Source organism: Salmonella sp. SJTUF14076 (assembly GCF_015534835.1).
Classification (GTDB): domain Bacteria; phylum Pseudomonadota; class Gammaproteobacteria; order Enterobacterales; family Enterobacteriaceae; genus Salmonella; species Salmonella enterica.
In genome coordinates, this window is the sequence record NZ_CP064674.1 from 2606261 (window position 1) to 2621641 (window position 15381).

Sequence of the window (15381 nt, forward strand, 5' to 3'; positions counted from 1 at the left end):
ATCACTTTAGCAACACAGGCTTAGCTTCCGGGCCGTGCGCGCCCGAAGCCAGATTTCCATATCCTCCTCAACTTAAAGACTAAGACTGTCATGAAAAAGACGAAAATTGTTTGTACTATCGGTCCGAAAACCGAATCCGAAGAGATGTTAAGCAAAATGCTGGACGCGGGCATGAACGTGATGCGTCTGAACTTCTCTCATGGCGATTATGCAGAACACGGTCAGCGTATCCAGAACTTGCGCAACGTGATGAGCAAAACTGGTAAAAAAGCCGCTATTCTGCTTGATACTAAAGGACCAGAAATCCGCACCATTAAACTGGAAGGCGGTAACGACGTTTCGCTGAAAGCGGGCCAAACCTTTACTTTTACCACCGACAAATCCGTGGTCGGTAATAATGAAATCGTTGCCGTCACCTATGAAGGCTTCACCAGCGACCTGAGCGTTGGCAACACCGTCCTGGTTGACGATGGTCTGATCGGTATGGAAGTGACCGCCATCGAAGGCAATAAAGTCATTTGTAAGGTGCTGAACAACGGCGATCTGGGCGAGAACAAAGGCGTTAACCTGCCGGGCGTTTCTATTGCTCTGCCGGCGCTGGCTGAAAAAGACAAACAGGACCTGATCTTCGGTTGCGAACAGGGCGTTGACTTTGTTGCTGCGTCCTTTATCCGTAAACGTTCTGACGTTGTCGAAATTCGCGAGCATCTGAAAGCCCACGGCGGCGAAAACATCCAGATTATCTCTAAGATCGAAAACCAGGAAGGCCTGAACAACTTCGATGAAATTCTCGAAGCTTCCGACGGCATCATGGTTGCGCGTGGCGACCTGGGCGTAGAAATCCCGGTTGAAGAAGTGATTTTTGCGCAGAAAATGATGATCGAAAAATGTATCCGCGCACGTAAAGTCGTGATCACCGCGACTCAGATGCTGGATTCTATGATCAAAAACCCGCGTCCGACCCGCGCAGAAGCAGGCGACGTTGCGAACGCCATCCTCGACGGTACGGATGCGGTTATGCTGTCCGGCGAATCCGCAAAAGGGAAATACCCGCTGGAAGCCGTTTCTATCATGGCGACCATCTGCGAACGTACCGACCGCGTCATGAACAGCCGTCTGGACTACAACAACGACAGCCGTAAACTGCGCATTACGGAAGCAGTATGCCGCGGCGCGGTAGAAACCGCCGAAAAACTGGAAGCGCCGCTGATCGTGGTAGCGACCCAGGGCGGTAAATCCGCTCGCGCCGTGCGCAAATACTTCCCGGACGCCACCATCCTGGCATTGACCACCAATGAAGTGACCGCCCGTCAGTTAGTACTGAGCAAAGGCGTGGTATCGCAGCTGGTGAAAGAAATCAATTCTACTGATGATTTCTACCGTCTGGGCAAAGATGTCGCCCTGCAAAGCGGCCTCGCCCAGAAAGGCGACGTCGTAGTGATGGTCTCCGGCGCGCTGGTTCCAAGCGGCACCACTAACACCGCCTCTGTTCACGTACTGTAATAATTGTTGTGTGAATTAATTTGTTTAAAAAAGCGCCCTTCCGGCGCTTTTTTTATTTAATCGATAGCCACTATTAATAAAAAAATCAAATCGGATTTTACTATCTAATTGCGGATTATCTAAGAAGAATCCGATGGAAGCCCCCTGTTTTCTTTCGGTTTTTTAGGGACTTTCATGCATTTCGATGCTTCTTTGAGCGAACGATCAAAAATAAGTGCATTCCCATCAAAAAAATATTCTCAACATAAAAAAGTTTGTGTAATACTTGTAACGCTACATGGAGATTAACTCAATCTAGAGGGTATTAATAATGAATCGTACTAAACTGGTACTGGGCGCGGTAATCCTGGGTTCTACTCTGCTGGCTGGTTGCTCCAGCAACGCTAAAATCGATCAGCTGTCTTCTGACGTTCAGACTCTGAACGCTAAAGTTGACCAGCTGAGCAACGACGTGAACGCAATGCGTTCCGACGTTCAGGCTGCTAAAGACGACGCAGCTCGCGCTAACCAGCGTCTGGACAACCAGGCTACTAAATACCGTAAGTAATAGTACCTGCGTAATAAAAATGGCGCACATCGTGCGCCATTTTTTTTACCCACATAACCACACAAAGTATAATGTTATTGTTATGAACCGTACTAACCAGCTGATCTTAGGTGCAGTAGTTCTGGGTTCCACGTTACTGGCAGGTTGTTCAAGCAACGCTAAAATCGATCAGTTGTCTTCCGATGTACAGACGCTGAGCGCTAAAGTTGATCAACTGAGTAATGACGTAAATGCAATGCGTTCCGACGTTCAGGCTGCTAAAGACGACGCAGCCCGCGCGAACCAGCGTCTGGACAACAAAGTAGTATCCCACGTCCGTAAGTAATTTGACGCACGATATAAAATGGCGCACATCGTGCGCCATTTCTTTACCCACATAACCACTCATAATATAAGGATATTATTATGACCCGTACTAACAAGCTGATCTTAGGTGCAGCAGTTCTGGGTTCCACGTTACTGGCAGGTTGTTCAAGCAACGCTAAAATCGATCAGTTGTCTTCCGATGTACAGACGCTGAGCGCTAAAGTTGAGCAACTGAGTAATGACGTAAATGCAATGCGTTCCGACGTTCAGGCTGCTAAAGACGATGCTGCTCGCGCGAACCAACGTCTGGACAACAAAGTATTCCGCATCTGTAAATAATTTGACGCACAATATAAAATGGCGCACATCGTGCGCCATTTTTTTGTCCGTCGTTTGCTGCGAAGGCTACTGCGTCGCGCGCGTTTGCCCCTCTTCCCCGACAAAAACGTTCTGAGCGGATTCGACTGCGGTCGTATTTACCGCCGGCGTCTGCCCGGCGCTCACGCTGACAGGATACCCGGCTCGCCGGTATAGCGCCTTATCGACCAGGCGACTATCCACCCCTTGCGCGTTTCTGAACGCGGTAAATTCCGCAGGCAACACGTAGGGCATCGTCTGCACGTTTTGCTCTTCTTCCGGCGATAGCGGCCTGTGTACCTCTACATAACGAATGCCATTCGGCTCGACAGAGAATTTCACCGGCTGGTTAATCACTTTTACCGGCGTCCCCGTTCTGACCTGCGCAAATAACGCTTTGATGTCCGGCGCGTTCATGCGAATACAACCGGAACTCACACGCAGACCTACGCTATCCGGCGCGCTGGTGCCATGAATGAGATATTCCCCATTACCGTGCGCCAGACGCAGCGCATAGCGTCCCAGCGGGTTATTTGGCCCGGCAGGGATCACCGGCGGCAGCGTGATCCCCCGCTCAAGCGAACGTTGGCGTATGCCTGCCGTCGGCGTCCACGTCGGATTGGGGATCTTTTGCCCTATCCGGGTGTCCATGACGGGAGTTTCCAGTCCCTGCAAACCGATGCCGATGGGATACACCTGTACGCGGTTTTCTCCCGGCGGGTAATAATACAGCCGTAGCTCCGCGAGGTTGACGATAACGCCTTCCCTGGGCGCATCCGGCAATAGCATCTGCGAGGGAATGGTAATTAGCGTACCGGGCTTAGGCACCGGCGCAATCGTATTGTTCGCTTCAAGAATGAGCATCGCCGCCGTATCAAAACGCCGGGCGATAGCCTGCAGGTTTTTATCACCTTCCTGTACGGTATAGGTTTGATTCTGACCAATAAGACGGCTGCCTTCGGGCGGTAATGGATAATCAACCGCCCAGGCTGCCTGTAACGCGCTATACGCGCCGATAATAGTTAGCGTAATGAAAGACGCACGTTTCATACCAAACCTCCTGTATTCCTGGTGATGCCCTCTGCGACGACTGGTAGCGCTTCGCTTATCAGAACAACAAAATATACGCTCTGTCCACTCTGGATAAAGCGACGTCGCCGTCCGACAAAGGATTTGACATCAGGTAGAACGCTGTCTGTACAGTTTAGCTAAGAGTGGCGGCCTTAGCGCGAATTGCGCGAATCATTGCTTCCAGCCCCTGAGAACGAGAAGGTGTGAGGTGCTGCGCAAGCGCCATTTTTTCGAACCATGGCCGGACATCAAAATGCACAATATCCTGCGCCGTCATTTGGTGGTACAAAATAAATACCACCGCCATAAGGCCTTTAACGATCGCCGCGTCGCTGTCGCCCTGCAATTCGATAATGCCGTTGGCGTTTCGCCGCATCACGATCCACACCTGGCTCTGACAGCCATGAATCGTATTTTGCGGATTACGATCCTGCGGATTTAACTCCGCCAGGCGCTGCCCCAACTCAATAATATATAAATATTTCTCTTCCCAATTAGCGCAACGCGTAAAGTTACGCAGCAATTTTTCTTTATCCGGTAGCGCAGCCATAAAACCTCACTGTTATCCCAATAAGCGGTGGATACGCGTTAATCCTGCCACCAGTCGGTCCACTTCTTCATGGGTGTTATACATCGCCAGCGAAGCCCGGCACATTGCCGGCACGCCATACCAGGCCATGAGCGGCATTGCGCAGTGATGTCCCGTTCGTACCGCGATACCGTAATTATCAAGAAAGCTACCGACGTCGTAAGCATGGTGTTTACCCAGATTAAACGCGATGACGCCCAACCGCTGCGCCGGACCATACAGCGTGATATCAGGCACCTGCGCCAGTTGCTCCAGCGCATAGCGCATCAGCATCTGCTCATAATCGCCAATCTTATCCAGTCCCAGCGACGTCACATAGTCAATCGCCGCGCCGAGACCGATGATGCCGCCAGTATTCGGCGTTCCCGCCTCAAAACGCCAGGGCGCTTTCGCCCATGTCGTTCCCTGCGTCAGGCTGACGGTCGAGATCATCGACCCGCCCCCTTCCCACGGCGGCATTTCTTGCAGCAACGCCTCTTTAACATACAGAATGCCGATGCCGGTCGGCCCGTAAAGTTTATGGCCGGAGAAAACGTAAAAATCGCAGTCCAGCGCCTGGACGTCAACAGCATGGTGCATCACGGCCTGGGCGCCATCCACCAGCACTTTCGCCCCATGCTGGCGCGCCAGCGCAATCATGTCCGGCAGTGGGTTTTCCGTCCCCAGCACATTGGAAACATGGGTAATGGCCAGCAGTCGGGTTCGGTCATCGAACAGTGCTGCTAAGGTCTCCAGCCGCAGCGTACCGTCAGGATGCAACGGGATCACGCGCAGTTCGGCGCCTTTGCGCTCGCACAGCATCTGCCAGGGAACGATGTTAGCGTGATGCTCCATCTCGCTGATAATAATGTTATCCCCGGCGCGAATATTTTCCGTTCCCCAACTGTTGGCGACAAGGTTAATGCCCTCCGTCGTACCGCGCACGAAAACCAGTTCTTCTGCGGAGCGGGCGTTAATAAACCGCGACGCCTGCTTACGCACATTCTCCATGCTTTCGGTCGCCTGCGCGCTTAACGTATGGATACCTCGATGTACCGCAGCATAGCCGTGACGGTAGAAGGCAGATTCAGCATCAATCACCTGATTAGGTTTTTGAGCGCTGGCTGCGCTGTCCAGGTAAGCCAGCGGCAGGCCGTTAACTTCACGCTGCAGTATGGGAAAATCCGCCCGTACTTTTTCTACAGGAAATGTCATACCAGGCCTCCGGGCAGTCGCTGGCCGATTCGCGCCAGCACCTGCTGTTTAAGGGCGCTATCATGGATAGCTTCCGTTAACTCTGCGGCAAACGCGTAAAGAATCATGTGCCGCGCCTCCTGCTGCCTGATGCCGCGTGATTGCAGATAAAACATCTGCTCATCGTCAATACGCCCGATTGTCGCGCCGTGGCTGCACTTCACGTCATCGGCATAGATCTCTAATTGCGGTTTGGTATCGACTTCGGCCAGTTTCCCCAACAACAGGTTATTATTGGTCATCTGGCCGTCGGTTTTAATGGCGTGTTGCGCCACGTTAATCAGGCCATTAAAGACCGCGCGTCCTTTGTCGCTGACGATGGTCTTGTGCAACTGGCGGCTGTTACAGTAGCCTTTGTTATGTTCCAGCCATGTCCGCGTATCGCAGACTTCATTTTTCACCGGCATCGCCAGACTATTCAGTCGAAGCGTCGCGTTTTCGCCATTCAGTTGTGAGCTGCTGTGGTGACGTAGTACTGCGGCGCCCAGCAGAAAACTGTGGCTAAACGCCGAGGCGTCTGTCGCCAGCAGAAGATCGTTATGCGCAAAGTGATAGCTGGACGCATTTTCAAACGCCAGTTTGAAATGGCGCAGTTGCGCATTGTCTGCAACGTTCATCGTCAGACGCGCGCCGGTAAAATGTTTTGCCGCTGTAAGGCTGACATAATGCTCAATAACCGTCGCTTCCGCGCCTTCCGCCAGCGCCAGATGGTGGCGATAATGCGCGGTATTCAGCTCGTCGCCATCCACACCCTGCGTGATATGCATTAACAGTAGCGGCCTCGTCGGACGCTGATTTCGCCGGACCTGTATATACGTGACACATTGCGCCAGGCTTTCCGTCAGATGCAGAAAAACCTCAGGCTGCACCGGCGCGGCAAGCGCCTGGCGCTCATCCCTGACGCTAACATCAAATCCGCTGTTTTGCGTGCTATCACTGAGCTCTGGCATAAACCGACCATCGACAAACACCAGCCGCACGGCATCGATTTGCAGCGCCAGCGCATCACGCTGTGCGGCGCTGATAGTCGCAAACTGCTGGATAAACTGGCTATGGGTTAAGCCCTCCAGCGGCGTGTATTTCCAGTCTTCATGTTTACGCGTCGGCAATCCCAGACGTAACATCTGTTGGAAATGTTGTCGTGCCAGCTCAGTTCGACTTTCTCCTTTTTCTTCAAAGAGATGCTGCCATTGCTGTAGCGCTTTACTGCTGTTCGGTAAGCCAGCCATAACCCTGCTCCTCCAGTTGTTTGACCAGAGTAAAATCGCCGGAACGGACAATTCGCCCCTGATAGAGGACGTGGACGTAATCGGGCTTGATGTAGTCCAGTATGCGCTGATAGTGGGTCACGATAATAAAAGCGCGTTTATTGTCGCGTAACGCGTTGACGCCTTCCGCCACAATTTTCAACGCATCGATATCCAGTCCGGAGTCCGACTCATCAAGGATGCACAGTTCCGGCTCCAGCACCGCCATTTGCAAAATATCATTGCGCTTTTTCTCCCCGCCGGAAAAACCGACGTTTACCGAACGGGTCAGCAAATCTTCCGGCATTTTCAGCAATGCGATCTTCTCTTCCATCAGATCCTGAAAATCAAAGCGATCCAACGACGCCTGCCCGCGGTAGGCGCGCACGGCATTCAGCGCGGTTTGCAGGAAAAACTGGTTACTGACGCCGGGGATTTCTACCGGGTACTGGAAGGCCATAAAAATCCCTTCGCCCGCCCGTTCCTCCGGCGACAGTTCAAGCAGATCTTTACCTTTGAACGTAACCGAGCCGCCGGTGACCTCATAATCTTCACGTCCCGCCAGGGTGGCGGAAAGCGTGCTTTTCCCGGAACCGTTCGGCCCCATAATGGCGTGAACTTCGCCGGGGCGAATCTCCAGATTCAGGCCACGCAAAATCGCCTTTTCTTCCACACTGACCTGTAAATCTTTAATGCTTAACATGGGTTTTCCTTCATCATTAACCGACGCTGTGCTCAAGGCTAATCGCCAGCAGTTTTTGCGCTTCAACGGCAAACTCCAGCGGCAGTTCCGAGAAAACGTCTTTGCAGAAACCGTTGACGATCATCGAAATAGCGTCTTCTTCGCTGATGCCGCGTTGCAAACAATAGAAAAGCTGATCTTCACCGATGCGTGATGTCGTCGCCTCGTGCTCCAGCTGCGCGCTGTTATTGCGGCATTCAACATACGGGAACGTATGCGCGCCGCAGTCCGCGCCAATCAACATGGAGTCGCATTGGGTGAAATTTCGGGCGTTGGTTGCCGTCGGCATAATTTTTACCAGCCCACGGTAGCTGTTCTGGCTGTGGCCGGCGGAAATGCCTTTTGAGATAATGGTTGAGCGCGTGTTTTTACCGATATGGATCATTTTGGTGCCGGTGTCAGCCTGCTGATGTCCACTGGTCAGCGCAACGGAATAGAACTCGCCGATAGAATTATCACCGCGCAGAATGCAGCTCGGGTATTTCCAGGTAATCGCCGAACCGGTTTCCGACTGGGTCCACGACATCTTGCTGTTTTCCCCTTCGCACAACGCCCGCTTGGTCACAAAGTTCAAAATGCCGCCCGTGTTGTTGTCGCCCGGGAACCAGTTTTGTACGGTGGAATATTTTACTTCAGCATCTTTATGGATGATGACCTCCACTACCGCGGCGTGTAGCTGATAACTGTCGCGTACGGGCGCGGAGCAGCCTTCGATATAACTCACATAGCTGCCTTCATCCGCCACCAGAATCGTGCGCTCAAACTGACCGGTTTTCTCAGCGTTAATGCGAAAATAGGTGGATAACTCCATTGGGCAACGCACGCCTTTAGGAACATAGATAAATGTCCCATCGGAAGCGACTGCCGCATTCAGCGCGGCAAAAAAGTTATCGTTCCCCGGCACGACGGTGCCAAGATATTTCCTGACCAGGTCAGGGTGATCGTGTATCGCTTCGCCAAAAGAACAGAAAATAATGCCCTGTTCCGCCAGTTTTTCACGGTATGTGGTCGCTACGGAGACCGAGTCAAAAATCGCATCGACGGCGACCTCTTTCCCTTCGCGAACCGGAACGCCAAGTTGCTCGAAGGCGTCTTCAACCTCTTTACTCAAAAAGGTATTCGCGCCCGTTTGCTGTACGGCTCCCGGCTGGGAAACGCAGCTATCGTCGCAGTTTCCGCATGATGGCGCAGAGTAATAGCTGTAGTCCTGATAGTTCAATTTATCGTAGTGCGCTTTCAGCCAGTGCGGTTCATCCATGTCCAGCCAGGCTCTATAGGCATTGAGACGAAATTCCAGCATCCACTCAGGTTCGTTACGCTTTGCGGAAATCGCGCGCACCACCTCTTCGCTGATGCCTTTTGCCAGTTCATCAGTGGGTAGTTGCGTGAAAAATCCTTCTTTGTAATTAAGGCGTCCGCCTGTCCAGATGCCGACCTCTTCCGTTGCTTCAGTGTTACGAGACATAGTACCGCCTATACCCCAAAACTTTCGCCGCAGCCGCATTCATTCTGGGCTTTGGGGTTATGAAATTTAAATAACTGGTTCAGCCCTTCCTGTACGTAATCCACTTCTGTTCCGTCAATAAAAGGCATCGCCTGTAACGGTGCGAAAAGCTTTGCGCCTTCGGCTTCAAAAACCAGATCGTCTTTATCCGGCTCCCGAACGGTATCCAGAACATAGCCAAATCCGGCACATCCCGTCTGTTTTACGCTTAACCGCACGCCCAACATGCCCGGCTGCTTTGCTGCCAGTTCACGTATGTGCGCAGCCGCCGCTGGCGTTAACGTCAGCCCTTTCCAGGGGAAGTCCTCCGGGTTAAACGTGTCTGAATGCAATTCCATAGAGTTACCTCGCGTTCTAAATCACCAGGATATAACAGCATGTTAGTGATAATGATTATCACTTCAACCCCTTAACCGCAGGGGCTTTCCAACAAATGGTCATATTGAGCGCCTTTTATTAAGCATAGACCCTGTCCGCCAGGTCATACGACAGACAAAAAACCACTTAACCTTTTGATAAGTAATGATTTATAAGATATTAACCGTTCTGACAGGTCAAAAACGAAAAGATGTATAGAAAATGACTATTTAATTAATAGGCTGTCGACATTGCCGGGCGGCGAGGTCAGAACCCCATTTTTTGTATGGATACCTGGCGTTGCGCTCTTTATAATCCGCTGCGGTTCTATAACTCAGTTTGAGCTATAGGTTTATGTAAACTCTTTCCGGCATTTCAGGTGCTGAATGAGGCAAGAGGCTTAAAATATGGTTGTTACGCTCGCGTATATCGTACTTTTTTTGGTTTTCTCGTGGGTCATCTTGAGAATTAATCAAAAAAGCGATTCCCTGTCGAAAAGCGTTTTTATCGCTATCTTTTTAGGGGCTGTTATTGGTTTATCCCTACATTTTATTTCAGCAAATCACACTAAAACTATTATCGAATGGTACAGCATCGTCGGCAATGGTTACGTCCACCTGCTAAAACTGGTCGCTATACCGCTAATTTTTATTTCTATTCTTTCCGCCATCAATAAACTGGAAAATAGTGCCGGCATCGGAAAAATGTCGCTGACGATCGTCGGATGCATGTTATGCCTGGTGATGGTTGCCGGTTTTATCGGATTACTGACCGCTCATGTGCTGGGGCTTGACGCCAGCGCTTTTGTGCACATGCCGTCAATGTTAACTACGGAAGAAGTCAATAAGACTGCCGCGGTGTCGATTCCCCAGTTAGTGACATCGCTGATTCCGACTAATATTTTTCTTGATCTTACGGGGGCCAGAAGTGTTTCCGTTATCGGCATCGTTATCTTCACGCTAATAGCGGGGATCGCCCTGTTAAAGGTCAAAAAAGAGGCGCCGGAAGAAGGTCAGAAATTAAGCGCAGGCATTAACGCTGTTCAGATCTGGGTCATGAAGATGGTACGTATCGTTATTGCATTAACGCCCTATGGCGTCATGGCATTAATGACTACCGTATTTTCATCATACCGCCTTGAACAATTCGCCAGCTTACTTGGTTTTATCGGCGCCTGTTATATCGCGATTTTCATGATGTTTATCGTGCACGCCATCTTGCTGATCCTCAGCGGTAATAATCCAGCGCGTTATTTCAGAATGGTCTGGCCCGTCTTAACCTTTGCGTTTGTCTCCCGCAGCAGCGCAGCCTCTATTCCGCTGGCCATTTCCGCCCAGGAAAAATTTGGCGTACAAAGCACCATTGCCAATATTTCCGCCTCGTTTGGCTCCAGTATGGGGCAAAATGGCTGCGCCGGGATTTATCCGGCTATTATGGTAGCGATGATTGCGCCCACCATCGGCATCGATCCGCTCTCGCTGCATTTTCTGGCCGCGATGTTGCCTGCCATTGCGCTAGGGTCTATTGGCGTAGCCGGCGTCGGCGGCGGTGGTACGTTCGCGGCGCTGATTGTCCTGTCGACGTTGAATTTTCCCGTTGCGCTGGTCGGTATTTTTATTGCCATCGAACCTATCGTTGATATGGCCCGCACGGCACTGAACGTTAACGGATCGATGATGTCAGGGGTGCTGGCTAACCGTATTTTGAATAATCATACGGCTGACGACATGCCGGCGGTTATTGACAGACCTTAGTTTTTTACGCGCCCGGAAAAGAAAAACCCTTAAGTCTGTTCAATACAGGCTTAAGGGTTCCGGCCCCATCCGGCGCTTATCTCCGGCACTCTTAATGGCTTAGCTCTTGAAGGGGCATAAGAATAATCTCATAAAGAGAGCGCGCCTTTTTAGCACAAATGGCGATCTGTATTTTTTTTAAACAAAATCAAGGGGGTTATCTATTACCGGGGGACAGTGTCTGGTGAGATTGCCTGGTAACATAGCCGGATGGCGGCTAACGCCTTATCCGGCCTACACAGACTTTATTAATGCACGCCCAACCGCCAGGCGAAATAGATCTCTTCTTTCAGTTCGGTTGCAGAGAGGGTGAGGAGATCGGCAAACTCTAACTCCAGCTGTTTTAAACGCTTCAAATACTGCGCGGGAGAAAGTTCGGTTTTATCACGGCGTAAAAATTCAATCGCCAGTTGGGTTGGGTCCAAATCAGTAGACATATCATCCTCGCTTATGTGTAAACGTGCACAGTATATCACCTTTTTCTGCGCACATTTTGACCAAAAGCAATATGCATCACACTTTTATGGTGACAACGTCACACAATCGCTGTAGTAAGACGCGAAGAACAGCACAGACGTCCCTGTTCATCAAAGATCTCTATCTGCCAGACCTGATGGCGAGCCCCGGTATGCAACGCTTTACAGACGCCTCGTACGCGCCCCTGACGCGCCGACCGTACATGGTTGGCATTCACCTCCAGCCCCACCACCTTTTGCTCCCCCTGCGTACACAGATAGCCTGCGACCGAGCCGATACTTTCCGCCAGCACCACAGACGCTCCGCCATGCAGCAAGCCGAACGGCTGTTTGGTGCGATGATCGACGGGCATTGTCGCTTCCAGCGTATCGTCCCCAATACGCTCAAAGCGGATATCAAGCAGGCCAACCATATTCCCTTCCCCCATCGCATTAAGCGCATCGAGGGTCACTTCACGTTTCCAGATCAACCTATAATCTCCAGTAATGCCTGCAACGGGTGACGCACGCCCGTACCTTCAATGCGTTTAACCTGGCTTCGGCAGGAATAACCGGTTGCCAGGCAACGGTTTCGCGGTAAACGTTGCATCGCCTGATGCCAAGATAGCTCATAAATTCCCAGCGAATTTTTATGATTGGTTAGTTCATGTCCATAAGTGCCCGCCATACCGCAGCAGCCTACGCTGACATTTTCCAGCTTCGCGCCAAAATGGGCAAAGATGGCGGCCCACTGCGCAGGCGCGCCGGGTAAAGCCGTGACTTCCGTACAATGACCAAAAAAGTACCACGGTTCGCCGCTCACCTCGATGGACAGTCTTGCATTTATTTCCTGCGCCAGCCATTCATTCACCAGCAACACATGAAAATCGCCGCGCTGTTCGCCCAGCGCCAGTTTGTATTCGTCGCGATAACACAGAACCAGCGCCGGATCGACGCCCACCATCGGCATCCCCAACGCAGCGATCCGATTAAGGAACTCAGAGGTTTTTTTCGCCGTTTTCGCAAAGCGATTAAGAAAACCTTTAATATGCTGCGCCTTACCATTCGGCGAGAACGGTAACAATACCGGCCTCCTGCCCAGTTTTTCCGCCAGGCGGATAAAGTCCGCCACGACCCGGGCGTCGTAGTAGCTGGTAAACGGATCCTGAACTACCAGTACCGTTTTCGCTTTTTGCTCGGCGCTCATGCGCTCCAGTTGCTCAAGCGTCATATTAGCGGACGGATGGCCCACCAGTTGCTGTTGCAATGAAGGGGCAGAAAGCAGAGGTAAATCCACCATACCGATATGTTTTTTCGCCAGATTACGAACCACCGGTTGGTTAATAAAAAAGTTAAAGGTCTTTGGCGCACGCGCCATCAGCGGCGCGTAGGTCTCGACCGTCGCCACCAGATGATCGCGTACCGGGCGCAGATAACGCGTATGGTAAAGCTGTAAGAAACGTGAACGAAACTCCGGAACATCGATTTTAATCGGACACTGGGTCGTACAGGCTTTACACGCCAGACAGCCGGACATGGCCTCTTTAACTTCATGGGAAAAGTCATACTCGCCTTTGCGTTTGTGCCAACTATTCCGGGTGCGGGCAATCAGCGTGCGTAAGCTGGCGCGTTTTTCCGGCAGCTCCTTTTCCAGCTTCAACGGATCGACGCCGCGATCGGCCAATAGACGGAGCCATTCCCGCACCAGCGTCGCCCTCCCTTTCGGCGAGTGGATCCGGTTAAGGCTAATTTTCATCGACGGGCACATCGGGCTTTTCGCATCGAAATTAAAGCACAGGCCGTTACCATTACACTCCATAGCGCCGCGCCAGGTCTGCCGTACCGCCAGCGGGATTTGCCGATCCCAGGTGCCGCGTTTTACCGCATCCACCTTCATCATCGGCGCCTCTATCCCCTGCGGCGGACAAATTTTGCCCGGGTTAAGTCGATTATTCGGATCAAAAGCCGCTTTTATTTTGCGCAGCTCGCCATACAGGACTTCGCCGAAAAAGGCCGGGCTGTATTCCGCACGAAAACCTTTTCCATGCTCGCCCCACAACAGCCCGCCGTATCTGGCGGTCAGCGCGACGACCTCATCGGAGATCTGTTTCATCAACAGTTCCTGCTGCGGATCGCACATATCCAGCGCCGGACGCACATGCAGCACCCCGGCATCCACGTGGCCGAACATGCCGTAACTTAAGCCATGACCATCCAGCAGGGCGCGAAATTCGGCGATGTAATCGGCCAGATGTTCAGGCGGCACGCAGGTATCTTCCGCAAAAGGAATCGGTTTGGCAGCGCCTTTCGCATTACCCAGCAGCCCTACCGCTTTTTTACGCATCGCGTAAATACGCTCAATACCCGTCAAATCGGTACAAAGTTGCCAGCCGATCACGCCCGCTTCCGCTCGCGCCATCAGGCCATCCAGCCGGTGGCACAGCGCCTCGACCTGTCCGTCAATAAGCGCTTCATCATCACCCGCGAATTCCACGATATTCAGGCCAAGCATCTCTTTATCCGGCACATCGGTAATCAATTCGCTAACGGAGTGCCAGACAATATCTTCCCGCGCAAGGTTAAGGACTTTGGAATCGACCGTCTCGACGGATAAGGCGCGCGCGTCAACCATAAAAGGGGCGTTACGCAGCGCGGAATCAAAGGAGTCGTATTTTACATTCACCAGACGGCGGACTTTGGGTATCGGGGTAATATCCAGCCGGGCTTCAGTAATAAACGCCAGCGTCCCTTCCGACCCCGTTAAGATGCGAGTGAGATCGAAGCGGGTCATGTCATCGTTAAAGACGTGGCGTAAATCGTAGCCTGTCAGGAAGCGATTGAGCTTTGGAAAGCTATCGAGGATAAGTTGACGGTTTTCCAGGCAGGACTGATAGACGGTCTGATAGATGCGGCCTGGCGTCGTCGTGTTTTCACCCAACGTCCGGGCAAGCTCTACAGGCATCGATTGCGTGTCAAGGATATCGCCCCCTAACAATACGGCCCGTATGCCTAAGACGTGATCTGACGTTTTTCCATAGACCAGCGAACCCTGACCGGAGGCATCGGTATTAATCATACCGCCAAGCGTGGCGCGATTACTGGTGGAAAGTTCCGGCGCAAAAAAATAGCCATACGGCTTTAACGCCTGATTAAGCTGATCTTTTATCACTCCCGCCTCTACCCGCACCCATCCCTCTTCAGGATTAATTTCAATAATGCGGTTCATATAGCGGGACATATCAACAATAATGCCCTGGTTTAGCGCCTGGCCATTCGTGCCAGTACCGCCGCCTCGAGGGGTAAATATCAGCGACGTAAAGCGCGGCTCCGCCGCCAGACGGGCAAGAAGCGCGACATCTGCCGTAGAACGGGGAAACACAACAGCATCGGGAAGAAGCTGGTAGATACTGTTATCGGTCGACATTGTCAGACGGTCGGCATAGCTGGTTGCCGTATCGCCCGTAAACCCTTGCTGCTCCAGCGCCTGCAAAAAATTGAGCACCAGCTGAACGACGCCGGGTGCCTGAGAAATTTGTGGAATCATTATATTGACCTTTTCCTGCGGTCTATGTTGTGAACGGTGGCGCCCAACCCGGCGAGCGCGAGCGGTCTACGCACAGGAAGGGATGCTTAATCGTTTGCGTGTTGCGTTATTTGTTGTATCACATTTTTTTCCT

The 15381-nt window shown here is 51.9% G+C and carries 15 protein-coding genes; 5 read left to right on the plus strand and 10 right to left on the minus strand.

What is annotated here, in order from left to right; translation table 11 throughout:
* Positions 1 to 90: 90 nt before the first annotated feature.
* The 4 genes from pykF to HU143_RS12730 all read left to right on the plus strand — a co-directional run bounded on the left by pykF (position 91) and on the right by HU143_RS12730 (position 2695).
* Positions 91 to 1503, plus strand: a complete 1413-nt coding sequence (pykF, locus tag HU143_RS12715; protein ID WP_000751447.1) for a pyruvate kinase PykF — start codon at positions 91 to 93, stop codon at positions 1501 to 1503.
* A gap of 310 nt (positions 1504 to 1813) precedes the next feature.
* Positions 1814 to 2050, plus strand: coding sequence for a murein lipoprotein Lpp (gene lpp / locus HU143_RS12720; RefSeq protein WP_001082307.1), 237 nt, complete (start codon positions 1814 to 1816; stop codon positions 2048 to 2050).
* 82 nt (positions 2051 to 2132) lie between these two features.
* Entirely contained in the window at positions 2133 to 2375 is a 243-nt protein-coding gene (locus HU143_RS12725) for a major outer membrane lipoprotein (RefSeq protein WP_023226944.1), read from the plus strand.
* 80 nt (positions 2376 to 2455) lie between these two features.
* On the plus strand, positions 2456 to 2695 hold the full coding sequence (locus tag HU143_RS12730; protein WP_017465453.1) for a major outer membrane lipoprotein: 240 nt from the start codon (positions 2456 to 2458) through the stop codon (positions 2693 to 2695).
* A 66-nt stretch (positions 2696 to 2761) separates the two neighbouring features.
* Here the strand turns inward: HU143_RS12730 and ldtE are convergent, their stop codons facing one another.
* From ldtE to sufA, 7 genes are all read right to left on the minus strand, one after another.
* Entirely contained in the window at positions 2762 to 3763 is a 1002-nt protein-coding gene (gene ldtE, locus HU143_RS12735) for a L,D-transpeptidase LdtE (RefSeq protein ID WP_023226943.1), read from the minus strand.
* Between the two features lie 154 nt (positions 3764 to 3917).
* Positions 3918 to 4334 (minus strand): cysteine desulfuration protein SufE, encoded by a 417-nt coding sequence (sufE, locus tag HU143_RS12740; RefSeq protein ID WP_000729468.1) that lies wholly within the window; start codon positions 4332 to 4334, stop codon positions 3918 to 3920.
* A gap of 12 nt (positions 4335 to 4346) precedes the next feature.
* Positions 4347 to 5567 (minus strand): cysteine desulfurase SufS, encoded by a 1221-nt coding sequence (gene sufS / locus HU143_RS12745; protein ID WP_000143859.1) that lies wholly within the window; start codon positions 5565 to 5567, stop codon positions 4347 to 4349.
* A complete protein-coding gene (sufD, locus tag HU143_RS12750) occupies positions 5564 to 6835 on the minus strand; it encodes a Fe-S cluster assembly protein SufD (protein WP_001580258.1) in 1272 nt (423 codons plus the stop codon). Before sufD ends, sufS begins: the two co-directional genes overlap by 4 nt.
* Positions 6810 to 7556 carry a Fe-S cluster assembly ATPase SufC gene (sufC, locus tag HU143_RS12755; protein WP_001580259.1) on the minus strand — a complete coding sequence of 249 codons (747 nt, stop codon included), beginning with the start codon at positions 7554 to 7556 and terminating at the stop codon, positions 6810 to 6812. Before sufC ends, sufD begins: the two co-directional genes overlap by 26 nt.
* 16 nt (positions 7557 to 7572) lie before the next feature.
* Entirely contained in the window at positions 7573 to 9060 is a 1488-nt protein-coding gene (sufB, locus tag HU143_RS12760) for a Fe-S cluster assembly protein SufB (protein ID WP_000089383.1), read from the minus strand.
* Positions 9061 to 9068: 8 nt separating this feature from the next.
* A complete protein-coding gene (gene sufA / locus HU143_RS12765; RefSeq protein WP_000418968.1) occupies positions 9069 to 9437 on the minus strand; it encodes a Fe-S cluster assembly scaffold SufA in 369 nt (122 codons plus the stop codon).
* Positions 9438 to 9863: 426 nt separating this feature from the next.
* On the opposite strand from sufA, the gene HU143_RS12770 reads away from it, so the two are divergent.
* On the plus strand, positions 9864 to 11210 hold the full coding sequence (locus HU143_RS12770) for an L-cystine transporter (RefSeq protein ID WP_001618221.1): 1347 nt from the start codon (positions 9864 to 9866) through the stop codon (positions 11208 to 11210).
* Positions 11211 to 11497: 287 nt separating this feature from the next.
* On the opposite strand, the gene HU143_RS12775 is transcribed toward HU143_RS12770, so the two are convergent.
* The 3 genes from HU143_RS12775 to HU143_RS12785 all read right to left on the minus strand — a co-directional run bounded on the left by HU143_RS12775 (position 11498) and on the right by HU143_RS12785 (position 15248).
* Positions 11498 to 11686: a YdiH family protein gene (locus tag HU143_RS12775; protein WP_001537749.1), complete on the minus strand. Its 189-nt coding sequence runs from the start codon at positions 11684 to 11686 to the stop codon at positions 11498 to 11500.
* 98 nt (positions 11687 to 11784) lie between these two features.
* Positions 11785 to 12195: a 1,4-dihydroxy-2-naphthoyl-CoA hydrolase gene (gene menI, locus HU143_RS12780; RefSeq protein ID WP_000637930.1), complete on the minus strand. Its 411-nt coding sequence runs from the start codon at positions 12193 to 12195 to the stop codon at positions 11785 to 11787.
* The gene (locus HU143_RS12785) at positions 12192 to 15248 is read right to left on the minus strand and encodes an FAD-binding and (Fe-S)-binding domain-containing protein (RefSeq protein ID WP_023226942.1); all 3057 of its coding nucleotides are present in this window, start codon (positions 15246 to 15248) and stop codon (positions 12192 to 12194) included. The genes menI and HU143_RS12785 overlap by 4 nt, the downstream gene beginning before the upstream one ends.
* Positions 15249 to 15381: the final 133 nt, after the last annotated feature.